At 36.5% G+C, this 23,102-nt stretch carries 23 protein-coding genes and 5 tRNA genes; 21 read left to right on the top strand and 7 right to left on the bottom strand.

Annotation, left to right across the window (positions count from 1 at the left end; translation table 11 throughout):
- The first annotated feature begins 145 nt into the window (after positions 1-145).
- The gene (locus DRED_RS11460; protein ID WP_011878465.1) at positions 146-478 is read left to right on the top strand and encodes a hypothetical protein; all 333 of its coding nucleotides are present in this window, start codon (positions 146-148) and stop codon (positions 476-478) included.
- Between the two features lie 63 nt (positions 479-541).
- Here DRED_RS11460 and DRED_RS11455 read toward each other — a convergent pair.
- Both DRED_RS11455 and DRED_RS11450 read right to left on the bottom strand, forming a co-directional pair.
- Positions 542-628: transfer RNA gene (locus DRED_RS11455), tRNA-Leu, on the bottom strand.
- A gap of 149 nt (positions 629-777) precedes the next feature.
- Positions 778-864: transfer RNA gene (locus DRED_RS11450), tRNA-Leu, on the bottom strand.
- A gap of 261 nt (positions 865-1,125) precedes the next feature.
- Here DRED_RS11450 and DRED_RS18795 point away from each other — a divergent pair.
- Entirely contained in the window at positions 1,126-1,284 is a 159-nt protein-coding gene (locus DRED_RS18795; protein ID WP_156779651.1) for a hypothetical protein, read from the top strand.
- Between the two features lie 184 nt (positions 1,285-1,468).
- Here DRED_RS18795 and DRED_RS11445 read toward each other — a convergent pair.
- From DRED_RS11445 to DRED_RS11435, 3 genes are all read right to left on the bottom strand, one after another.
- Positions 1,469-1,543 (bottom strand) — tRNA-Gln (locus tag DRED_RS11445).
- A gap of 3 nt (positions 1,544-1,546) precedes the next feature.
- Positions 1,547-1,632 (bottom strand) — tRNA-Tyr (locus DRED_RS11440).
- A 6-nt stretch (positions 1,633-1,638) separates the two neighbouring features.
- Positions 1,639-1,714: transfer RNA gene (locus DRED_RS11435), tRNA-Glu, on the bottom strand.
- A gap of 220 nt (positions 1,715-1,934) precedes the next feature.
- Between DRED_RS11435 and DRED_RS11430 the strand changes: the two genes are divergently transcribed.
- The 16 genes from DRED_RS11430 (at position 1,935) to DRED_RS11360 (ending at position 17,975) form a co-directional block, all read left to right on the top strand.
- On the top strand, positions 1,935-5,750 hold the full coding sequence (locus DRED_RS11430; RefSeq protein WP_011878464.1) for a PAS domain-containing hybrid sensor histidine kinase/response regulator: 3,816 nt from the start codon (positions 1,935-1,937) through the stop codon (positions 5,748-5,750).
- A 235-nt stretch (positions 5,751-5,985) separates the two neighbouring features.
- Entirely contained in the window at positions 5,986-7,062 is a 1,077-nt protein-coding gene (locus DRED_RS11425; protein ID WP_011878463.1) for a branched-chain amino acid aminotransferase, read from the top strand.
- A gap of 151 nt (positions 7,063-7,213) precedes the next feature.
- Positions 7,214-7,375 carry a hypothetical protein gene (locus DRED_RS19090; protein ID WP_198006895.1) on the top strand — a complete coding sequence of 54 codons (162 nt, stop codon included), beginning with the start codon at positions 7,214-7,216 and terminating at the stop codon, positions 7,373-7,375.
- Positions 7,376-7,562: 187 nt separating this feature from the next.
- On the top strand, positions 7,563-7,712 hold the full coding sequence (locus DRED_RS11420; RefSeq protein ID WP_238442510.1) for a hypothetical protein: 150 nt from the start codon (positions 7,563-7,565) through the stop codon (positions 7,710-7,712).
- A gap of 241 nt (positions 7,713-7,953) precedes the next feature.
- Entirely contained in the window at positions 7,954-8,559 is a 606-nt protein-coding gene (locus DRED_RS11415) for a DUF3298 and DUF4163 domain-containing protein (protein ID WP_011878462.1), read from the top strand.
- A 449-nt stretch (positions 8,560-9,008) separates the two neighbouring features.
- Entirely contained in the window at positions 9,009-9,374 is a 366-nt protein-coding gene (locus tag DRED_RS11410) for a hypothetical protein (protein WP_011878461.1), read from the top strand.
- Between the two features lie 355 nt (positions 9,375-9,729).
- Positions 9,730-10,062, top strand: a complete 333-nt coding sequence (locus DRED_RS11405) for a metal-sensitive transcriptional regulator (protein WP_011878460.1) — start codon at positions 9,730-9,732, stop codon at positions 10,060-10,062.
- Between the two features lie 44 nt (positions 10,063-10,106).
- A complete protein-coding gene (locus DRED_RS11400) occupies positions 10,107-12,518 on the top strand; it encodes a heavy metal translocating P-type ATPase (RefSeq protein ID WP_011878459.1) in 2,412 nt (803 codons plus the stop codon).
- Positions 12,519-12,534: 16 nt separating this feature from the next.
- Positions 12,535-12,735, top strand: coding sequence for a CopZ family metallochaperone (locus DRED_RS11395; protein ID WP_011878458.1), 201 nt, complete (start codon positions 12,535-12,537; stop codon positions 12,733-12,735).
- 185 nt (positions 12,736-12,920) lie between these two features.
- Positions 12,921-13,610, top strand: a complete 690-nt coding sequence (locus DRED_RS11390) for a YetF domain-containing protein (protein WP_011878457.1) — start codon at positions 12,921-12,923, stop codon at positions 13,608-13,610.
- Between the two features lie 1,874 nt (positions 13,611-15,484).
- Complete coding sequence (locus DRED_RS11375) at positions 15,485-15,667, top strand: BhlA/UviB family holin-like peptide (RefSeq protein WP_083755215.1); 183 nt, start codon at positions 15,485-15,487, stop codon at positions 15,665-15,667.
- 3 nt (positions 15,668-15,670) lie between these two features.
- Positions 15,671-16,090 carry a hypothetical protein gene (locus DRED_RS11370; RefSeq protein WP_011878455.1) on the top strand — a complete coding sequence of 140 codons (420 nt, stop codon included), beginning with the start codon at positions 15,671-15,673 and terminating at the stop codon, positions 16,088-16,090.
- Between the two features lie 31 nt (positions 16,091-16,121).
- The gene (locus DRED_RS11365) at positions 16,122-16,979 is read left to right on the top strand and encodes a DUF5309 domain-containing protein (protein WP_011878454.1); all 858 of its coding nucleotides are present in this window, start codon (positions 16,122-16,124) and stop codon (positions 16,977-16,979) included.
- 80 nt (positions 16,980-17,059) lie between these two features.
- A complete protein-coding gene (locus tag DRED_RS18790; protein ID WP_156779650.1) occupies positions 17,060-17,215 on the top strand; it encodes a hypothetical protein in 156 nt (51 codons plus the stop codon).
- 5 nt (positions 17,216-17,220) lie between these two features.
- The gene (locus DRED_RS19595; protein ID WP_274376891.1) at positions 17,221-17,352 is read left to right on the top strand and encodes a hypothetical protein; all 132 of its coding nucleotides are present in this window, start codon (positions 17,221-17,223) and stop codon (positions 17,350-17,352) included.
- Positions 17,353-17,507: 155 nt separating this feature from the next.
- Positions 17,508-17,975 carry a hypothetical protein gene (locus DRED_RS11360; protein ID WP_011878453.1) on the top strand — a complete coding sequence of 156 codons (468 nt, stop codon included), beginning with the start codon at positions 17,508-17,510 and terminating at the stop codon, positions 17,973-17,975.
- A 51-nt stretch (positions 17,976-18,026) separates the two neighbouring features.
- Here the strand turns inward: DRED_RS11360 and istB are convergent, their stop codons facing one another.
- Complete coding sequence (gene istB, locus DRED_RS11355; protein WP_041274374.1) at positions 18,027-18,770, bottom strand: IS21-like element helper ATPase IstB; 744 nt, start codon at positions 18,768-18,770, stop codon at positions 18,027-18,029.
- On the bottom strand, positions 18,763-20,322 hold the full coding sequence (istA, locus tag DRED_RS11350; protein WP_011876690.1) for an IS21 family transposase: 1,560 nt from the start codon (positions 20,320-20,322) through the stop codon (positions 18,763-18,765). Before istA ends, istB begins: the two co-directional genes overlap by 8 nt.
- Positions 20,323-20,355: 33 nt before the next feature.
- Between istA and DRED_RS18785 the strand changes: the two genes are divergently transcribed.
- The 3 genes from DRED_RS18785 to DRED_RS11340 all read left to right on the top strand — a co-directional run bounded on the left by DRED_RS18785 (position 20,356) and on the right by DRED_RS11340 (position 23,025).
- Positions 20,356-20,598 carry a hypothetical protein gene (locus DRED_RS18785; RefSeq protein ID WP_198006894.1) on the top strand — a complete coding sequence of 81 codons (243 nt, stop codon included), beginning with the start codon at positions 20,356-20,358 and terminating at the stop codon, positions 20,596-20,598.
- A gap of 106 nt (positions 20,599-20,704) precedes the next feature.
- Positions 20,705-20,905 carry a hypothetical protein gene (locus DRED_RS19085; RefSeq protein WP_198006893.1) on the top strand — a complete coding sequence of 67 codons (201 nt, stop codon included), beginning with the start codon at positions 20,705-20,707 and terminating at the stop codon, positions 20,903-20,905.
- Positions 20,906-20,997: 92 nt separating this feature from the next.
- The gene (locus DRED_RS11340) at positions 20,998-23,025 is read left to right on the top strand and encodes a DNA primase (protein WP_011878452.1); all 2,028 of its coding nucleotides are present in this window, start codon (positions 20,998-21,000) and stop codon (positions 23,023-23,025) included.
- Positions 23,026-23,102 lie beyond the last annotated feature (77 nt).

Here is a 23,102-nt window from a genome sequence, read left to right as displayed (position 1 = left end):
CGTTACCTAAAGAATTTCGTACCCTATAGGTATGGCGTAAGCCAAGTTTTTCTTTAGAAGCCAAACCCGTAAAGTTTTCTTTATTGAACTTAGGTTGGAAAAGCTCTTATAATAAAAGATAATATACTATAGGGGGGCATCATAATTGAAAATCGGAAATCAAGAGAAACCAACCTTTGCTCAATTTCGAGAGAGTTTTTTGATGACGCTTCATCAAATTACAGGGATGAATGTAAATACCTGTGATTCTTGGCTTACAATGGGGGACAGTGAAATTCGGGAGAAAACAATCCGTGAGTTTATCCGATTGAACGAGCAGCAATACGGATTTGAAATTGTGTTGCTGGGGCAGCTAAATAACAAGGAGGGCTCCATCGAAGGGGTTATTGGAGAACTGTATCATGTATTTTCCACCATGTTTTTAGTAGAAGTTATCAATTCTAAAATTCGTGCTGGAGAAAAGCGGGTTGAAATATAAAGCCCGTTTTTCTTTTGTCAAAAAACAGTAAAAAAAACCTCAGTTTAAAACTGAGGTTTTAGCTGGTGCGGTCGAGAGGACTTGAACCTCCACACCCTGACGGGCATAAGAACCTGAATCTTACGCGTCTGCCAATTCCGCCACGACCGCATATTATTTTATCACGTGGGTTTGTCCAACTGACAAAATTTATTATACAGCACCTTTTTGAAACATGCAAGACTAAATTTATTGTTTAGACATTTATTATATATCTTGTTAGAAAAATGAAAAACCCCGGCTAAAAAACCGGGGCTTAATGGTGCGGTCGAGAGGACTTGAACCTCCACACCCTGACGGGCATAAGAACCTGAATCTTACGCGTCTGCCAATTCCGCCACGACCGCATATTTTATTGGAGCACGACATTACCAGTGCAAAATTTATTATAACAAAGGATAGTTATCAGTGCAAGCATAAAATCTAGATAATGTAAAAAAACCCGGTATTTGAACCGGGATAAGAGAGTAACTTTCAAGTGTAATAATATTATGTCACAATATATAAAAAAATAATGATATTTAGCTGACAATTTGTAAAATAATATAGAAACCTATAGTAAATAATCGTAATTCGGAGAAAATAAAACTTAGAGAGGGGGACACAAGATGCCTAAACGCTTTAAAGGTCTTATAAAAAATTCTGGTACCACAGGAGAAGGAACATTGGTTGGAAAATATGGAGGCTATCACGACACTTGGGATACCGGAACCAATAATATTAAAAAAAGACAAAGGCTTACCGGGATTAACAGACCTTCCACTTAAAGAGTTAGAAAAATCTATTTTTTCCATACCCAAATTGGCACGAGGGTTTTTGATACACTCTGCGAGCATAACCTAAAGGTCATAGTCTTGCATGTGAATTTAGTTAGAACTGATGCCTATGGAAAGTTTTACACCTTCCAATGTGTCAAAAAAGCTGAGAGTATATGAACTCTCAGCTTTTTTCTGGCTGGGGCGGCTGGATTCGAACCAACGAATGCCGGAGTCAAAGTCCGGTGCCTTACCGCTTGGCGACGCCCCAATATGGTGGAGGGAGAAGGATTCGAACCTTCGAAGGCAATCGCCGGCAGATTTACAGTCTGCTCCCTTTGGCCGCTCGGGAACCCCTCCATTTAATGGTGACCCCTACGGGATTCGAACCCGTGTTACCGCCGTGAAAGGGCGGTGTCTTAGACCACTTGACCAAGGGGCCGTATTTGATTTTGTCTCACAACAAAATTCATTATAACAAATCATATTCTTCCAGGCAAGTGTTTATCTAAAGTATTTTGACATAAAGTTTAATGTTTCTTTGCTATATAATATTAGTTAACGAAAAAATTTAATTCTTTTGTAAGGTTTAAGTTAAATAAAAACAAGATTATTTTGTTATTATCCAACTACATACTTGATTATCAATGGGAGGTCATGGCGTGAGAGAAAAGCTGGTTGAATTACTCACCCGCAGGGAAGATGATATCATACAACGACTAATTGACTATGCTAAAGCAGGCGGGTTTACCAGATATAGTTCCACACGCCGAGGAGATTGGCGTCTGTCAGTGCATGAAATCATTCATGCATTGACATATTACCTAAAAAGTTATGACAATGATCAAATTTATGTGGAAGAGCAGGTAGGGGAAGATTCAGTAACTCATTTTGGAATAGAAAGCGCAAAACTGCACCGGGCCAGGGGAATTACCCTAAAGATGTTCTTGGGACTCTTTAAATACTACCGCCGAGCATACTTGGATATGGTTATTGAAAGCAATTTAACAAACCAGGAGAAAAAACAAGCTGAAGAAGCAATGAATACCTTTTTTGATCGTTTTGAGATCGGTTTTTGCAGTGAATGGGTAGGTGAAGGACCGGAATCAAGACTTGCTGAATTGCAGTCAATTAATAGAAAGTTAACCAATGAGAAAAATAAATTATGGACTATCTTTGAAAGTATGACGGAGTGTGTCTTTGTCGTTGACTCTAATATGAAGATCACTGAAATAAATGCTGCAGCTGCAGCTTATTTTCAAGTCAACCCAGAGGAGGTATTGGGCCTAAACTGTTCTGAGTTAATGGGTTGTGAATGTAGAGAAGAGGATTGTCATCTTTTTCATGCTATGAAAAGTGGCGGTTGTTATAAAGATGTGGAACTGGAAATTAAGACACAAAAAGGGCGAAGGCGTATCTTAACCAGTGGTTCTTTTCTTCATGATATTAGTGGAAAATATGCCGGAGGGGTTCAGGTTTTTGCCGATATTACAGAGCGCAATCTAATGGAACAATCCCTTCGTTTACACATGCATGCCAATAATAGTTCCGTTGAATCTGTCAGTATATTTGACATTGGCGGTAATTTAACCTATGCCAACCCTGCGGCGGAAGATTTGTTTGGTATGGATGGTAGCCAGTTGCTGGGCCTGGGCATTGAACAGGCCTACCAGGGTGGGGAAATGGTACTTTTATCTTTAATTCGTGGTAAATCCTGGAAGGGAGAAGTGAGCCAGAACGGCAAGATACTATATATTCATGCCAATCCCATAAGATTACCCAAGGGGAATATTATCGGTTTTTATGTTTCTGCCAGAGATATTACCGCCCATAAGGCAACCCAGTTAAAATTACAGCAGGCCAGAGAAGAGACCGAAAGGGAAGCTGCCAAACTAAGAGCAATTATCTCTATAATGAATGCGGCCATTGCACTGGTGGATGCAGAGGGTATTATTACTGAAATAAATGAACAATGCCTGACTATAACAGGAAAAGTCAGAGAGGACCTGATTGGCAAGAAGCTTGAGAGTCTCCACAACGGTAAAATCCTTGAAAAAATTCAGAAGATGATTGCAAATTTTCGCCTCAACCGTAATTCTTCTCCGGTCACCATAACACGGAGGGTTGGGGGAATGGATGTTATTATGAACATCCAGCCGGTTTACCGTGATAAAACATACGATGGTGTATTATTGATGGTGGTGGATGTAACGGAAGTGGCTAAGGCCAAAAGGCAGGCTGAACAGGCCCTTCTAGTGGCGGAAAAGGCCAGCAAAGCGAAATCAGAATTCTTGGCCAACATGAGTCATGAGATAAGGACTCCCATGAATGGTATCCTGGGATTTGCAGAGGTGTTAATACAACAAGAATTAAGTCCCCAACAACAGGAAAGTGTTAAAATCATCCAACAATGTGGCGAGCAACTAATGGATCTCATTAATGATATTTTAGATCTCTCTAAAATAGAGTCGGGTAAATTAGTTATGGAAGAAACGAGTTTTAGTTTGCGCAAACTGATCCATGAGGCAGTTAATGTGATTGAAAGCAAATTTTTGGAGCAAAATGTAGAAATGAAGATTGATATAGAACAAAATCTTCATGATCAGCTTAAAGGAGATCCCACCCGGATAAGACAGGTTTTATACAACCTAATTTCCAATGCGGCGAAATTTACTCATCAAGGATATGTGAAAATTTCAGTGGCAGAGGAATCAATAAGTGGTGCTGATCACCAAATAAAGTTAAGGTTTTGTATAGAAGATACAGGAATAGGGATACCTAAGGAAAAGTTAAAGTTAATTTTTGATGCCTTTACCCAAGCAGATGGTTCCACAACCCGTAAGTACGGGGGTACAGGTCTGGGTTTAACCATATGTAAAAGCCTTACCCAATTAATGGGTGGAGAGATAAATGTAGAAAGTCAAGTAAACAAAGGTTCAATCTTCTCTTTCTATATTCCTGTCAACAAGGTTGAAATAAGTGAAGAAGAAAAGTTAATGGAATCAGAAATGATGCAGGGCAAAAATGGAACTGTTTTGGTGGTAGAGGATGATTGGACTACAAAGCAATTGATTTCGAACTATTTGGAAAAGGTAGGCTATTCGGTAATAACTACCCAACAAGGAAAACAGGCCATAACCTTAGCCAAAATATATCGACCAGATGTAATGATTCTTGATATTTTGTTGCCTGATCTAACAGGTTGGGAAATTCTAAAAAGGATTAAAACCTATGAAGAAACTAAGGATATTCCCATTGTTGTATGTTCTGTGATGCCAGAAAAAGAACAGGCCTTTTCTCTGGGAGCGGTGGATTTCATTGAAAAGCCTATTTCAGAAAAAGTATTAATTTCTCGTTTAGGAAAACTCATCTCGGGCAAAAAAAAGGATGATACTCATATTGTATTGATTGATGATGAAGAAGCTACTTTGCAATTCCTGAAGAAGATAATAGAAAATGAAGGATATAGAACGCACACCTTTGCTAGGGCAGGGGACGCATTTTATTACCTAATGCAAGGTGGTGCAGTCCATGCAATACTATTAGATCTCTTAATGCCGGGTATGAATGGCTTCGAATTTTTGGAAAGCCTGCGGCTGAAGCCAGAGTTTAGGGACATACCTGTAATAATCAATACAGCAAAGGATCTAACTCAGAAAGATTATCAAAAACTAAACCTTAAGTGTGAGAAGATATTAAACAAGAGTTTAGTACATCCCCATGATTTGTTAGAAGAATTATCGGAAATTCTAAAGGGGGTTACTGGTTGTTCAAAGACTCAAGGGGGAATTGAGCGGATTAAGATACTATTGGTTGAGGATAACCACTTTAATCAACGATTGGTGACACATATGCTGTCTGATGATTATTCAATAGTGGAGGTCGAGAATGGTGTGCAGGCCTTGGAGATACTGGAAGAGCAAAAATTTGACCTAGTATTAATGGATATGCAAATGCCAGTGATGGATGGCTATGAAACCACTCGTCTGATTCGCAAACAAAATAAATATAAGAATTTACCCATTATTGCTCTAACAGCCTATGCTATGAAAGGGGACTCGGAAAAATGTATGGCAGCGGGATGCAACGGTTATCTTGCAAAACCCGTTAAGCGAGACCAATTAATAAAAACGATAAAACAGCAGTTTGTTTTATCAACTGGTACTCCTCAAAAAATTAGAATTAGAGATAAAGGAATAGAATCTCTGGTTCCCTGGTACCTACAGGATATAGGGAGGGAAATGGAAAAATTAAAGAATGCTGCGAAAATATGTGATTTTAATGCAGTTCGTTATATTGGGCATGGCTTAAAGGGTTCAGGAGGAGCTTATGGTTTCCCAGAGTTTTCGGCCAGTGGGGCGGAAATTGAACGTGCTGCTCTGGATGAAGATGTGGTCTTAGTAAAAATGAGGGTCAATCAATTACGAGAGTTATATACAAAGGTACTGGAAGAGGAACTTTCAAATACGAAAGAATAGCATAGGGGAGATCTTCTTAGGGATAAAATGTCGTAAAAAAAGCAATCCCGTACCACTTTGAAAGTGGTACGGGATTGCTTTTTGGGAATTTATTTAATCTTTGCCGCCTTTTGGATATTTCCTTTCGGATGTGAAAAATATATTTTAGTCCATGCTAAAAGGATAATTAAACATGCAGGGAGAATTCTTAATGACAATTAACTCGGCTATGGTATAAAACGGGAGTGTGAACAAAATGAAAATTACAGTAGAACAGTTAGAAGGAAGCCAATTAAAACCCCTGTATCAAGATGATTCCCAGCTTGGTTTTGGTCGCATATTTACCGATCGGATGTTTAGTATGCGGTTCGTCAATAATGCATGGAATGAGGCGCGTATTGAAAAATATAGATCCTTTACTCTTGATCCATCTTCTTGCGTGTTTCACTATTCCCAGGAAATTTTTGAGGGATTGAAAGCCTATGCAGCACCGGATGGTAGAATTCTTCTTTTTAGACCTGATCAAAATGCACGAAGGATGAATCGGTCTGCAGAGCGCTTGGTCATGCCTACTATACCAGAGGAAGATATCATACAGGCCATTGAAGAATTGGTGTTGGCAGAAAAAAGATGGCTACCCAAGCAACCGGGGACTTCTATTTATATTAGACCCACTATGATTGCAACAGAAGCATTTTTGGGGGTTCATCCGTCTGCAGAGTATATTTTTTACGTTATTTTAAGTCCTGTGGGAGCTTATTATAAGGGTGGTTTTAAACCCATCAGTCTTTATGTTGAGGATACCTATGTAAGAGCAAATGTGGGCGGTGTCGGAGATATTAAAACCGGCGGAAATTATGCGGCCAGTTTAATGGCAGGATACCGAGCCCAACAGAAAGGTTTTTCTCAAGTTCTGTGGTTGGATGGCCGTGAGAGGAAATATATAGAAGAAGTTGGCGCTATGAATATGTTCTTTGTTTATGGTAAAAAATTGGTAACTCCTAAACTCACAGGTTCGATCTTACCAGGTATTACCCGGGCGTCTGTATTAGAACTTGCTCGATACTTAGGATTAGAGACCGAAGAAAGAATAATAAGTATTGACGATGTTATAGATGGAATTAGTTCGGGAGAAGTTACCGAAGCCTTTGGTTCTGGGACGGCCGCTGTAATTTCTCCTGTGGGCTCTCTCTATTATAAAGAAAAGGATTTTGTTATTAACCATAACGAAGTTGGTTCCGTTACACAAACACTTTATGATAAATTGGTTAATATTCAATACGGCAGAGAGGAAGATCCCTTCGGTTGGGTAAGGGAAATTGGTAGATATTAAAAATGAGTTATTATTTAAGTAGTGGTGCCATCTTCAGCTTTCCAAGGGGGCTTTAGCCTCCTTGGAAAAAATTAATGATTAGCAGTGGCAAGAATTATAAAAAATTAAGTAGAAGCAAGCATCATATTATAAAAGTAAGTGGGGGGTGCTTATGGTTAAAGCACTTTTAGAACAAATTAGCAAAGATAAAGAAAAATTTCTCGCTTTTATGGACTATTTAATTGAAACAGGACGTTTAACAGAGGATGAAGTCATAGAAGTAATCAGACAAAGCAAGATCAGTGAATTACTAAAGAATGAAAAAACTGAGTAAAATATTTAATATTTTTCGAAAAGTAAAACTATTTTTTTAAAAAAACTTTTTTTCACATATAGCAGGAAAAAGATTGTAAAACGTAGAATTTGTCTTAGAAATGACATTAGGGGAAAGGTGACCTTGAATGGGGGGCATTAAAATTTTCAAATTACATGAATTGCTATGTGAAAATGAGGACATGCTCATGTGTTTCTTAAATTATCTTCAGTTAAATAAAAAAATATCCACAGATGAAGTTAACGCCTTTCTGCATATTTACGAAGAACAAAAGAATGAAACGAAAAAGGATAAAAGAAAATACAAAAGCCTTAAAGATTTGCAATTTATTAAATAACACCGGTGCTTAGCTCTGGTGTTCTATATTTGTCTATAACCAAAGAGTGATTTCTATCGGAAGGACCCGTAATTCAAGACGGGTTCTTCTGCTTTAATAAACAACTTTAAAAATGTTAATGCTCCCCGGAACCCTGCTGTGCGCATCTGAATATTTTAGAACTAAATCGTAGATAAAATCTTTTCTTAACATGGTAAGACAAGCGGAAAGCTAATACCAAGATGAAGGGGAGTGGGAAAAGATGAAACGTAATCCAAATTCTGTGGCTAATATCTATGAGGAAGCAATTCAAAATGAATGTACCGATATCATTTATCCTCAGGTCGAACTAACCGATAAAGAAGTTGAAAAAAGAATTAATCAATATATTACTCAACAGGTCAATAAATTAATACCATCAGAGGGTTGTGATGTTTACGCAGAAATATTTGGTCGCTATGAGGTGAAGTTTAATCAAAAGGGTGTTCTTAGTATTATTTTACAATTTTACACGTTTCCTAAAGGTGCTGCCAACGGGTTAAATATTCAAAAGTCTATTAATGTTGATTTAAGCATGGGGAAAAGTTATCAGCTTTATGAACTGTTTCAAAGAGGGAAACATCACAAAGTAAGACTTAACCGAATTATAAGAGAGCAAATTAAAGAAAAGGAGTTAGTCTTAATCACGGAGTTTAAGGGAATTAGTGATACAGAAGACTATTATCTAACTGATGATGCATTAGTTATTTATTTTCAGCAATATGAGTATACCCCAAGGGTCGCAGGGATTCCAGAATTTATAATACCCTATTATAAGATAAGCGATATTATAAGTGAAAATGGGCTAATCAGCAAAATTATTTCTTGATTCTGGATACCTCTGAAAACCAGAACATTGATAAAGTGAGCCAGGATTAGTCAGGTTGATTTTTATCCATAAGGGCAAAGACCCAGTTTAGGAGCATGACTGACATCCACCTCTTGGATAGGTAGAACAAAGGAATTTGGGGCGATAGACCCTGTGAAATGTTATTATTAGCAATATAAATCATCTCAGGAAGAGGAAGGGCTATTGTAGATAGTCCTTCTTTTTATTTGTATATCCATATGATTAAATCCCTAGCATGTGTATAGGACTAAGATGTATAGAAGATAGCGAAAAATAAACGGCTTTTGGTTTTAAGTAATTATTCATTAAACATTCTGTCACTCTGTGGAATTAAAACCATAATATGTTATATGACAAAGGAAACAAAAATGTAGTCTGTGATACCTTAATTCAACCTAAGGAAGTAAAGTTATAAAGGAGGTTTTTCCATGTTCAACGACCCCAGGTTTGCCCTATTTAGCTTAACGCTATTAAGTCAAAATCATCCAGATATTTTAGAAAGAATGCAAAATTTTAGTCTTTGGCTAAAGCAAACAGGAGAATCCCTAGCTTCCATTCAAAATGCAATGAGCGAATATGAAGCGTCTATGCTGTCTTTAGCTGCTTCCCAGTCAACTCCAAAGGAATTAACAAATCAACAGCAACCCTTTACAACCATGATCATGAAAGATGGGAGAAATGCCAAGCAAGTAACTGAACAAGTACTCTCCAGATTATCTGAATCTAGCTTGGATAAATTAGAGTCATTCCTAGAGGAGTTAAACCAGTTGATATTAAAGTATGGTGATAAATAATCGCTAGACATAGAGTAACTACTTTGATGCTTTGTTCCATATCATACAAAAAAGGAAAATAAGTTCCAGTTGGTTGTAAAAAAACACAAAGTATTATAATTTTATGGCTAGTAACTGCTAAAAACGGTTACTAGCTATTTTATTCACCTTAAGATACTTATTATTAGAAATTAAGAGAAAATATTAAATACATCCCCCTTTTATTAATGGATAAATAATATGGTAAAACTGGCTTTGCATAATTACAAGAATCACCTATATTCTTGGAACAATAATACCATGTATAATGTTGCAGATATTCTTGACTAAATAGGGTAGGGGGGTATACTATACTATCAAGGGCGGTGATAAGGATATGGATCAAATAGAAAAAACACCTTGTGTAGGTTGTCAGGGAAATGCAACCAATAATCGACTAAGCCATCACGACGAGAGAACCATTAAGGAACTTGTAAATCGGATTAATCGCATAGAGGGACAGTTACGTGGTATTAAGGGAATGATTGAGAGACATGTTTACTGTGATGAAATATTAAATCAGATTTCTTCGGCTAATGCTGCTTTACACGGGGTAGCTAAATTGTTGCTGGAGAAACACATGAAATCCTGTATTTTAGAACAACTACAGGAGGGTGACGAACAGGTCATTGATGAAGTACTGAAAACTATTTTTAAAATGATGAGATAAGTTAATAGGTGGTGATGAAAGTGGAAAACCAAAGGACGAAGGTAATGGAAAATCAAACACAGGTCACAGAGAAAAATAATCTAGCAACATGTACCATACCAGTTACGGGTATGACCTGTGCGGCCTGTTCTGCCCGGGTAGAACGGGGGTTGAAAAAACTGCAGGGCGTTGCAGGAGCCAATGTTAATCTGGCAATAGAGAAAGCCACCATCTCCTTTGACTCTAACCAAACGAAGGTAGAAGATATAATCACCAAGATACAAACCCTTGGTTATGACGTACCAGTTGAAACCCTTGAGTTGGTTATTTCTGGTATGACCTGCGCCGCTTGTTCAGCCAGGGTTGAGAAAAGGCTGAATGCTTTACCCGGTGTTCAGGAAGCAGCGGTAAATCTTGCTACAAATAAAGCAACCGTGAAATACATTTCTGGGCTCATTCATGCTACAGAAATACGCAAAACAGTGGAAAAACTCGGCTATAAAGCCCAGCGGGCCAATGACCTATCCCAGGATCAAGAGGGAAAGGCACGTCAAAAAGAGATTCGTTATCAGATTCTTAAGTTTGTCCTTGCAACAGTGTTATCCCTTCCTCTGGCCTGGATGATGGTTACCGAAGTGTTAGGTTGGCACCAGTTTATGATTGATCCGTGGATTCAATTAGCACTAGCGACTCCGGTTCAGTTTTATGCTGGTTGGACATTTTATCGGGGTGCTTATTACGCCTTAAAATCCGGTGGTGCCAACATGGATGTACTGGTAGTGCTGGGCACGTCAGTTGCTTATTTTTATAGCCTTATTGCTGTTTTGCAAGGATGGAAAACGCTATACTTTGAATCTGCAGCCATTGTGATCACCCTAATCCTATTAGGAAAGATATTGGAAGCCATAGCCAAGGGCAAGACTTCCGAAGCCATTAAAAAATTAATGGGCCTACAGCCAAAGACAGCTCGGGTGGTGCGGGATGGAGAGGAAGTTGACACCCCTATTGACGAGGTGGAAGTGGGAGATACCATTCTGGTCCGTCCGGGTGAAAGAATTCCCGTGGATGGGGTGGTTCTCAATGGATTATCCAATGTGGACGAATCCATGTTAACGGGTGAAAGCATACCAGTAGAAAAAGGCCCCGGCGATGAAGTGGTGGGAGCATCGGTCAACAAACAAGGCAGTTTTACATTCCGAGCCACCAAGGTTGGCAAAGACACTGCGTTGGCTCAGATTATTCGCATGGTGGAAGTAGCCCAGGGTTCTAAAGCCCCAATTCAGCGGTTGGCAGATCGGGTTTCTGGTATCTTTGTACCTGTGGTTATAGTCATTGCTGCACTGACCTTTCTGGGCTGGTATTCCACAGGAGCAACAATCACCGAAGCATTGATTCATATGACCACTGTGCTGGTCATAGCCTGTCCCTGTGCTCTAGGTCTGGCAACTCCTACGGCTATTATGGTGGGAACTGGTGTGGGTGCTGAAAAGGGAATTCTTATTAAGGGTGGTGAGTATCTAGAAAGGGCGGGTCGACTTGATACCATTGTATTGGATAAAACAGGGACCATAACTAAGGGAGAACCTTCTCTAACAAATTTATTCGTTTTAGCACCCTTTCAGGAAAATGAAGTATTACAAGCAGTTGCTTCTGGAGAGAAAAAATCCGAACATCCCCTTGGCCAGGCTATTATTCAGGAAGCTGATGAACGTAAGTTGCCTTTAATGGAAACAGCCGAATTCGAAGCACTGCCGGGTAAAGGAATTCGTTTTAAACTAGATAATAACCTCTGGTATATAGGAAATGAAGCATTGGCCCATTCACTTCACATTGATCTGTCTCCTGTCAGAGCAGAAAAGGATAAATGGGAGGAAGATGGCAAGACTGTCATGATTGCCGTGGCAGGGGATGATTTAGCAGGATTGGTTGCGGTGGCGGATGCGGTCAAAGAAAATGCCAGGGAAGCCATAGCCGAACTGAAGGAAATGGGGCTGGAGGTTTATATGCTAACTGGCGACCAAAGACGTACTGCCTTGGCCATAGCTAAACAGGTTGGCATTGATCATGTAATTGCGGAAGTATTACCTGCACATAAAGCCAAGGAAGTGGAAAACCTAAAAGGTATAGGCAAGGTTGTGGCGATGGTGGGAGACGGAATTAATGATGCACCGGCATTGGCCACTGCAGATGTGGGAATGGCCATTGGCACCGGAACCGATGTGGCAATAGAAAGTGCAGCCATCACCTTGATGCGGGGGGATTTACGAGCCATTGCTGCGGGCATAAGGCTATCGCGACAGACATTGCGTAAAATTCGACAAAATCTTTTTTGGGCTTTTATCTATAATGTAATTGGTATACCCTTAGCAGTATTCGGCTTGCTTACCCCGGTGATGGGTGGCGCAGCCATGGCCTTTAGTTCAGTATCTGTTGTAACAAACTCTCTGTTATTAAAAAGATATAATCCATCAATATGAAAGGAGGTGAACGATATTGAGCGAAATAGTACTTAAAGTAGACGGAATGAGTTGTAACCATTGTAAAATGGCTGTTGAAAAGGCTGCTAAGGCCATAAATGGAGTGGAAAATGCCACTGTAAATCTGGAGCAAAAGGAAGTTGTTGTTACAGGATCAGTCCCCAAAGAAGAAATTGTTAAAGCCATTGAAGAAGCTGGTTATGACGTGATTGGATAAAAATGTTTAGTTACAAGGTTTTGTTAACCTATTAATATTATTTGATTTTTATAAACCACACCGTGGTTTATTTTTTTTGTCTACATATCTAAGCGGGGTACAATTCTTCCTAAATGGGGCAACTAAAGAATAATCTTTAGCCAAGGACAAAGAATAACCTTAGAATACTCTTTGGAGGGGTACAGATGAGTCCTATTTGGGAAATTGCACTTCGGTCAATTGGTGCCTTTTTTGCATTATTAGTCATCACTAGAATAGTAGGTAAAGAACAGTTAGGGCAATTGACAGTTAGTGATTTTGCAAATGCCATTGCCATTGGATCTATAGCGGCGTCTATGGCCACAGACCATAAAGAAAACGTGAACTATTACATTATTGGAATTATTATCTTTGGTAGCTTAACCTACCTCACAAATTTAATTTCATTAAAATACAGACCTGCCAGAAAGATGTTAGAAGGTGAACCAACAGTTATGATCCACAACGGCAAGGTTTTAGAAAAGAATATGAGCAAAGAACGATACAGCATGGATAACCTAACAATGCAGCTCCGGGAGAAAAATATATTTAATATCGCAGATGTTGAATTTGCTGTATTAGAACCAAATGGCAGATTAAGTGTTCTGTTAAAGAGCAACAAACAGCCCCTGACCGCCAGTGATTTAAAAATTTCAACAAACTATATTGGCATCCCGTCAGAATTAATTGTTGATGGAAAATTGATTAAACAAAATCTGACTCAGAATAATTTATCAGAGCAGTGGTTAATGGACCAATTAAAAAAACAGGGCATTCACAACGTAAATGAAGTCACCTACGCCAGTTTGGATACGTCAGGGAACCTTTTTGTAGACAAGAAGCAGGATGATTTGTAATATGTCCAGGAAATAAGTGATGACAAAGACTAATTTTCTTCATAAACCCATTAATCTTAATTCCATTGCTATAAGTAATTCAGAACTAGACTAATTAATAAGGCTCACCGGCTAAATTGCCGGCAAGCCTATAACAGCTAAAGCACTTTGATAACAGGGCAAGTAAAAGGAAATTCCCTTCTCAATGGTATTTTTGGATTTATCTTTTTTCCACTATTTCAATTATATTACCCCTATCATAGATGTCACTAAATTGATTGAGATGTTCTATGATATCTTCAATTTGAGGTGCATCAATAACATGCAATGCTTTACCAGCACCATTTGCGTAAGGGTAAATGTCCCAACCCTGAGGTGTACCACCAAATTTGGTGAAAATTTACTTTATGTTTCTTTATTTGAGCCAGCAAGACTAATGATCAAAAAAAATGAAGTAAATATGGCAAAGGAAATATTAAGTTCCATAATAACCTAATATTTTGGTGAATGGGATTGATACAAATCTGTTTAATATAACTTTCTCATAACTTTTATATTTATCTTTTGATTAATGGGAAACCACAAATACGTGAAAAGGCTATCAAGCTCCTTAATAAAGAAAAACCCACTAAGCCATGCAACTTAAGGCTTAGTGGGTTTTTGAATGGTCGGGGTGACACGATTCGAACGTGCGACCCCCTGCTCCCAAGGAATAATATAATGAAAAAATATATATTCCTTATAAAATCAATGGTACAAGGTTTCTAAACTCTGCAAAATTGGAAAAATTAAGATGTCTATTTTATTATAACTTATATCCCTTAACTGTGCAACTCTTAAAAGCAACAAATGGAAATATTTTGGTAAATAGATAAAGTCAAATTGACTTCAACTTAACCATAATTTTCTCCCATTCATATCTTGAACGCTCTCTCCCAGTGACCGTATAATTAATAACTTTGATAATTTTGTATTAGAGTATTTAAAATGGAAAGGTGAAGATATTGGTAACTGTGAAGAATGTGGAAAATTAATTACAATTACCAACAACCGTCAAAAATACTGCCCCACTTGCTGGAAGGAATATAGAAGAAAATACAAGACAGAAAAGCAAAGAGAATATCGTACTGTGGACACTTAGAAACTCCCAACAAACCCTTGTAAATAAAGGGATGATGAGTTGTGTGCAAGAGATACTATTATGGATATAAAACAATAATATATTTTTATTTGATAGAGTAGGTACTCCTACTCTTAATTTTATTTTAAAGGAGAATCAAAAATACTGCCCCACTTGCTGGAAGGAAAAACAATTGCAATGGAAAAGAGAAACATGGAAAAAAATAAAGAAAGATACCGTCTTGCTACCGCTTTAGAAACTCCCAACAAACCCTTGTAAATAAAGGGATTATGAGTTGTGTGCAAGAGATACTATTATGGATATAAAGGCCACATTAAGTACATTCCATCGAGTATATTTAATGTGACTTTTGCTTTTTAGGCAAATGTTGCGAATCTATACATAGGGGGAGGGCTACTTCTCTCCTTTATATTTTTTTTATTAAAATTTTTGAATTGGTTTCCCTTTTAAATCAGCCATTAAACCAATATTACTATTAAAAATTTTAAGGTAAGAGAAGGTAGAGAAACATGAGTGAACACGAAAAGCAATTATATTTTAATCTCAGAAGGAACAAGAAAATACGTCTAAAGCAAATTGCTAATTATCTAAAATGCAGTATCTCCTTATTGAGCAGATATGAAAGAGAAGATATTAACATGAATGAGCAAAAAATAATTGGCTACAAAAATTTTATTACTAACTACAATAACCAATTGTAATGTAAATCTAAATATTGGAGGTGGTGATAATAGACATTCTAAATGCCGATACAATGCAATTAATAGTTTCACAAGGAATATTTGCAGTTTTGTTTGTATGGCTCTTATATGATACCCGAAAAGAATCTAAAATCAGAGAAGAATTATTAATGCAACAAATATCAAAAAGTGAGGAAGCACATAATGCTATCATTAGGGCTATTGAGAATTTAGCAAATAAGTTAGGAGGTATATAATCTATGGAATGGACACCCGAACAACAACAAGAGATTAACAAAATGTTAGTAGATGCAAAAAACAAATGGGTTACCGATGAACTGGCTCCACTTCAACAACAAATTACAGAGTTAGAACAATTTAAACCAAAAGAAAAATCAGATGCAGAAAAAGCCCTAGAGCAAAAGGAAATTGAACTCTGGCAAAAGGAGAAAAACTTAATACTCAAGGAAAATAATCTGCATGAATTCGCAGATTTTTTTAATGCTAAAAATATTGAACAACTAAATAAAGATATTAAAAAATTGAATAAGATTCTCGAAGCAAAAAAACTGAATAATAATTATGTCCCTGACGGACATAAAGGAAAAGCCGACAGTTACACCCAAGCCAAGAAAAATAACGATACCCTTGGTATGGTGAAAGCATTATTTAGCAAGTAATAAAAAATAAAAATTTAGGAGGATGATATTTATGTTTACACAAGATAAGTTTGTTACTGGTCAATCTATTGATATGAAAGATGTTTTAATTCAAACTACCCCTATTTTAACTCCCTTTACAACTTTACTGTTGCCTAAAACAGTTAAGGCAGAAAATGCTACTTTAAATTGGATTGAAGAAGCAATCAATGAAAATGCCGCTGTGACACTTGGTGAAGGTGCTGACGCTCCTAATCCTGTAGATGATACCCTTACCCCTTGCAGTAACTATTGTGAACTTGTTGGTGCTACTGCAACAGTTTCCAATACTGCCCAGGCCACAAATGCCAAAGGTATTTCTGACTTATTGGCACATGAGACAGTAAAGAAAACTAAGGCCATGAAAATTAGAATGGAAAATATTTTAATCAATGGTACTAAGGGATATGTTTCCGCAACTAAAACCTATACCACAGATGGTATTTTGGCACAAATTAACCCTGCTAACAAAGTAACCAACGCTACTTTCACTAAGACAAAATTTGAGGAAGTTGTTGGTAAAATGTATGACGCTGGCGTTAATGATGAAATGCTCTGTTTCTTACCTGCACAAATGAAAATTCAACTAAATAGTTTTAGTAATGTTGAATTTTTGGCACGTGATATGTTTTTAGGTTTTGACACTGAAAGATATGTTACCCCTTATGGTATCGTAACTTTTGTATTATCTGAAAAATTAAACAATAAATTATTTATTGTGAATCCTAACTATCTGGAATTAGCAGAATTAATTCCTTTCCATGCAGTACCCCAGGCAGTAAGCGGTTCTAAGCAATCTGTATATCTTGAAACTCAGTTTGGCCTTAAACTCCTAAACACTAAGGCCGCCGCTAGTTTTGCAATTTCCTAGTTTATTTTCTTATGCCTAATTGGTCAGGGAAGGTCAAAGGGGATGGTTTAATACCGTCCCCTCTCTATTTAATGAAAGGGGTGACTATTTTGAACAAGGTTGAACAAAAGTTAAACGAGATAGAACAAAAAATAAACGACATAAAGTACCTATTAGATAAAGTTGGCGAAAGAATTGATAATAGCGAAAAGATACTAAATAGAATGTCGGATACATTAGATCAGATAAAGGGGTGACTAATATGCTAGAACAATTACTTGAACTTCAAAAACAAATAATAGAATATGACAAGTTGTTTAGAGAAGAAATAGCAAAAGTAAAATTAAGTTTAGATAAAATGACCGAAACATTAAACCAGATTAACAATAAATAAAAATAAAAGAAAGGGGTTGAATAATGTTTGTAGTCGAAAATGGTATTAACGATACCACCTTGGAATGTAGAAAGAAGTGGAGGTGAATATTTGTTCTAACCTTGAATGGTTAAATTCTATACTCACATATCACAATAGACAGCAACATATATAAAATGAAATCAAATATTAAGGAGATGTTTCCTGTTTGGGTAAATGATAATAAATACTATGATTTAATTATGAGTAATGATTTAGATAGTTTTTTTAGTTGTCAGTTGCTGGAAACTGTCAAGGGCTGGAAACCAAATTATTTCAATAGCGACTTTAAAAGCATGGGTATAACCGAATATGCTAATAGTGGAAGTAATGTAATAGGCGTTGACCTTTCCCTATGTTCTGGGAAAACATTTGACAATCATGTAGTAATGATGAACCAAGATGATGATTATAATTATGATTCATGCAACTTCAATATTATAGACAAAATAAGCAGGGAGAATTATTTCTCTAAGTATTGTGGCTCAACATTATTAACAATATGGAGTTTGTATAATATTCCACTTCCAAAATCAGAAGTGAATATTGCCATAGGAAAGAGCCAACTATGCCATATTTTTGAGCCACTTATGACATCAAATTGAACCACCGATGACATTAATAGGGCCACCACCTTTAGTAGTGACCCCAGATGGTTATTTTTCTAAACCATGTCGTTCTCTCATAGATATCTCCCCATCAATCAGAATAGTATAGGAATCATGGACAATACGGTCTAAAATGGAATCTGCCAAGGTTACCTCACCTATTTTTTCATGCCACCCTCTAGGATCAAACTGGGAACAAAAAATGGTTGAACCTGTCTGATGTCTTGACTCCACTATTTCCAGAAGGTCCCGTGCCTCGCTCCCCTTTAAAGGTGTTAGAAGCCATTCATCTAGTATAAGGAGATTAACTTTCTTGTATTGCTTGATAACCTTTTGGAATATGCCCTCACCTCTGGCGATTGTTAATTCATCAAGTAGATCAGGTAGCCGTACATACCTAACTTTGTAGAATTGCCGGCATGCAGCAACTCCAAAGGCGCAAGCTAGATAGGTTTTGCCGTTACCTGAAGCGCCCATAATAATGATATTGTGGTGATCTTGAATATACTGACCTGAAGCCAACCGGAGAATTTGAGCTTTATCAAGCTTTCTATCTGGATGATATTCTATATCCTCAATACATGCTTGGTTGTACCGGAATTGTGATCCTTTAATCAGGAGGTTCAGCTTATTATTCTTTCTCCGTGACCATTCCACATCCACAAGAAGGCTGAAGCGATCTTCAAAGGATAGTTCCCGGTAATCGGTATCATGCAACTGTTTCCTGTAGGTTTCGGCCATTGCAGTTAAACGCATATCATTTAATTTTGATATTGTATTTTCGTTAGTCATTGTTTTTACCTCCATAGTAAGCGGCTCCCCTAGTGAATCCGTAAGAGCTGGCTGTCTTTTTAGTTGTGTTATCCACAGTTGGATTCACCTCAGATAATTTATCTTGGCCCGTCTTTAGGATGGTTTGAATACTCTTTAGGGTGGGTCTGGGGGTATAGTCTAGAGCCCTTTTACATGCGGCTTCGATGCGTTCAACCGAATGTTTATCAGCTAGCTTCATTAGTGCTAAGCAAGATTTAAGTCCTTGCTTTTCTGTCTTGTAAGAGGCTAAAATGCTTTTAACAGTGGTTAATGTGTGTGATCCAACTTTACTTGCCCATTCAAGAATTGAATCTTGGTTGAACTCAATGTATTTTTTATGATTATCAGGCATGTGTTCTGGAATTGTGGATGCTTGTCCTACTTTCCCAGAAAGCCTTTTATGGGAGGCAATACGGAAATGTTTGAAGAAAATTTCCACCACATTCTTCGTAATCCGGACATCAACTAGTTGTTTGATATATTCATAAGGAACTGAGTAATATATTTTATCCACAGATATATGATAATCATATTGTACGGTGGCTTTTTTCCAAGTAGCTAGCTCGTATGGGGAAGCAGGCAGTGGAATTAGCGCAAATTTCTCCTCTTCCGTGAAAGCGGAAAGCCTGTTTCCTGGCTTTTTTTGAAAAGATTTGGTGTTGTATTCCGTTAATTTTTTGTGGATGGCTTCATTGAGTTCTTTAATTGAGAAAAACTGCTGATTGCGGAGAGAGGCAATAATCCAAGTGGAGATGATACCTACAGTACCTTCTGCACTAGGTTTATCTTTAGGGTGACGTACTCTGGCTGGCATAATAGAGGTGTTGTAATGTTCAGCCATTTCCTGATACGTGCGGTTAATAATGGGATCAGTCTGGGAGGACTTTTCCACACCAGTTTTTAAGTTGTCCGGTACAATCATTCTGGTCACACCACCGAAGAACTTGAAGGCATGAATGTGAGCCGTGATCCAACTCTCGGTTTCCATCGAGAGAAAAGCTTCTACATAAGCATATTGACTGCAGGGTAACGCTGCAACAAATACGTAAGCGGTGATATCTTCTCCTGTGATGTTATCTTTAATGGACATAGTCTGGCCTGCCCAGTCTACTTCCATTAATTCACCGGGCTTTCTTTTTATTCTCATAGTGGCTTTTGTAGTATTGGCATAATCATGATAAAACCGGCAAAATTGTCGATAACTATAAGGTATCTTATGATTCTGCCTGCAGTTCTGGCAATATTCATCCCACAAAAGCGAAAGTGTTACCCCACTTTTAGCCATTTCCTTGTGGATATACTCGCAGTCAGGCCTTCTCCTGAAGGTAAGAGAAACATTCTTTTCAGGAAACAAAACATCCTGGAGCTGACCATCTGACATATCCTTCTCAAATGGCCAAGAAATACCCTGACTTTCAGCTCGTTTGAGAACTTCGCTCACAGTGTTCCTTGAGTTGGAGCAACTTGCGGCAATGCCTCTCATACTAAGACCCTGGGCATGAAGCCTCAGGATTTCCCGGTACTTGATCATAAAAAAACCTCCTGTAATCAGAATTGTACTTTTATGTACAGTGTTGATTATACAAGAGGTGGCTCTTTCGATGGCAGAACTGGCTTAAAATCATGTCATACGTGGCTCAGAAACATGGCACGAGTGGTATATTTTGTTGTCTTTATTCAAGAAGAAGCAAAAATGATTTTATTGTGTATAGATTCGACATTCAAAGGATTTTACAGTCCTTATCCAATGCCTAAAGAAGCAAATAAAAAATATTTAGTTGATTATATGGATTTTCCAGAATTATAAGTGCCTACAAAGACACAAACAATATGAATTTTTAAACCTAATTAGCAAATATAATCTTGCTGGAAAAATTAAACCAAAACAAGGATATTTACATACGGATATTAACTTGAAAGCATTAAGGGAGGTTTTTGACCTTCCTTTTTTGTTGCCCGAAAATAGATTTTATAAAAAAGAGGAATATACAAGTAATATAGAGAGATTACCTAGAAATGATTATAGGTTAGTTAAAGATGATATTTCTGAATGTATGTATTCTATTGCATTAACTAATAGAGATTTTATTAGTTATAGCGAACGAATTGAATAATTAATATTTAACCAGAGGGCTCATGTCGTGAGACAGCAATAAGTCCCTCTCTTTTTTTATGTCCATTTTTAGAAAAGGAGAGGAAATTTAATATGAATATTAAATGTATTATAGATACTGTAAGTTATAAATCTAAGCCACAAAATGGTGGAGCAGTTACAAATAGAATGACATTAGATACCGCAAAAGAATATTCTATAGAAGAAATTAAAGATAGTATTTTAAAGGGTAAAACTATTCGTCCCTCTTATTGTGGTAGTAGAGAAGAACAATGGAAATCTCAACAAATGTTTATGATTGATATTGATAATGAAGCGAATTTATCTGACGATATTATATTAAATGATTATGTGAAATTGGTTGAAGGTAAAAAGAATAAAGTTAGGTTCTTAGTAGGCAGTGAACAACATAGAAGTTATAATGATATTATTAATTATTGTAAAGAGATTAATTTAATACCTAATTTTGTTTACACATCATTTAATCATAAAGAAGAACAACATAAAATGAGATTAGTATATGTTTTAGATAATGTAATTACAGATAAAGATACAGCAAAAAGAATACAATTATATTTAATGGATTGTATTGGTGATATTGATATACAATGTAAAAACTTAAATAGATTTTATTATGCTGGCAAAGAAATAGTATTTGATTCTGGTAATATATTAGATTCTAATAATATTATAGAATTATCTAAGGATATTAGTATTGTGAGTACCCCTTCTAAAGCCAATAAGGACAATGGCTCAGAGAAATGTCCCCCTAATAATAAAGAAATATATAATAATTCCTATATTATTAGGGGGACAAAAACCCCTAAGCCAGACAACACAGATATTAAAGACGATAATTATACCATTAAAGCCATTTCTAATAGAGATATAGAATATTTAAAAAATAAATATGGCAGTGGAGAAAAGAAAATATTTAATAACAATCAAGAATTTGTTGATTACATTAGGAAAGAAATTAATTTAGGTGAATTATTAGAGTTTAAATATCCTAAATCAATAAGATGTATTTTCCATGAAGATAATAATAATTCAGCAAGTATATTCCAAGCAGATGATGGAGCATGGATTTATAAATGTTTTGGTTGTGGTGTAACTTATAATATATTAGGAGTTATTGAAGTTTTAGGGAAATTTAGAAGTAGACCTAAAGCATATAGATTTATTAGAGAAATATTTAATTTAGAGATACAAGAAACCGAGTGGCAGAAGGAACAAAAAGAAATACTATTAGAAAATATGAAGGTATTAAATAATGGTGAATTAGAACAGAATTGCCCACAGACATTTAAGAATATTAAGAGCAATTTAAAATACATTAATCAATTATTGCTTATTGCTATGGATAATGTAACAACTGAAAGAATGATTGACAATGACAACAATGTATTATTCTTTGCTTCTAATAAATTTATTGCTAAACAGTTAGGAATGAAAGAAGATAACTCCAAAGAAATATCTAAGAAAACAACTTTACTTGCTTATCATAAATTATTAAATAAAGTAGATAATTCGGAAGTGCCAGAGGATTTATTAAAGCGTAGTCAGGCAATAAGTATTAATTCACCAGATGATAAGAATAAAAAGTATAGACACGTTAATTATTATTCTATTCCAAGTTATAATAATATGTTGTTTCCTGAGATTGAACAACAAGGCCAAGCATGGAAGGAAAATAATTATACGATTAAAGGTTTAAGTAGGGAAATGTTCTTTAGAAAAGAAGGACAGAAAACTGCTGATTGGCTCTATCCTCAATATAAGCAAGTATATGATAAGCAACAAGAAACCATAGTTGATAGAACAACTACATATAGGAGCGATAAAAGGACAGAAATTATTGTTCATATTATTTTGTGGTATTTTGATGAAATAAATTATTGTTTAGAAAAGGATATAGTTTGTGAAATAGTTTTAGATCAAGAATTACGAATTAAAAGGAGCGAAGCAGAAAGACAGTTAAAAAAATCATTACCAGAAATATTAGATGCTTATGGTTTGAGTAGAATCAGAGCCAACAAACAAATAAAGGAAAAACTAGGGATAGTCAGTAATGGCTATCCTTTTATTATTGTTAAAAACGATACCTTAGAGACATTGTAGTTAAATCTAAATAACTGGCTCTAAAATCGTTCAAAATTTCAATTACATAGAAATACACTACCAAGGGGTTAAAGCAT

It is taken from the genome of Desulforamulus reducens MI-1, assembly GCF_000016165.1.
Classification (GTDB): domain Bacteria; phylum Bacillota; class Desulfotomaculia; order Desulfotomaculales; family Desulfotomaculaceae; genus Desulfotomaculum; species Desulfotomaculum reducens.
Note: the sequence above shows the minus strand (reverse complement) of the source record. Positions and strands in the feature narration are given on the sequence as shown.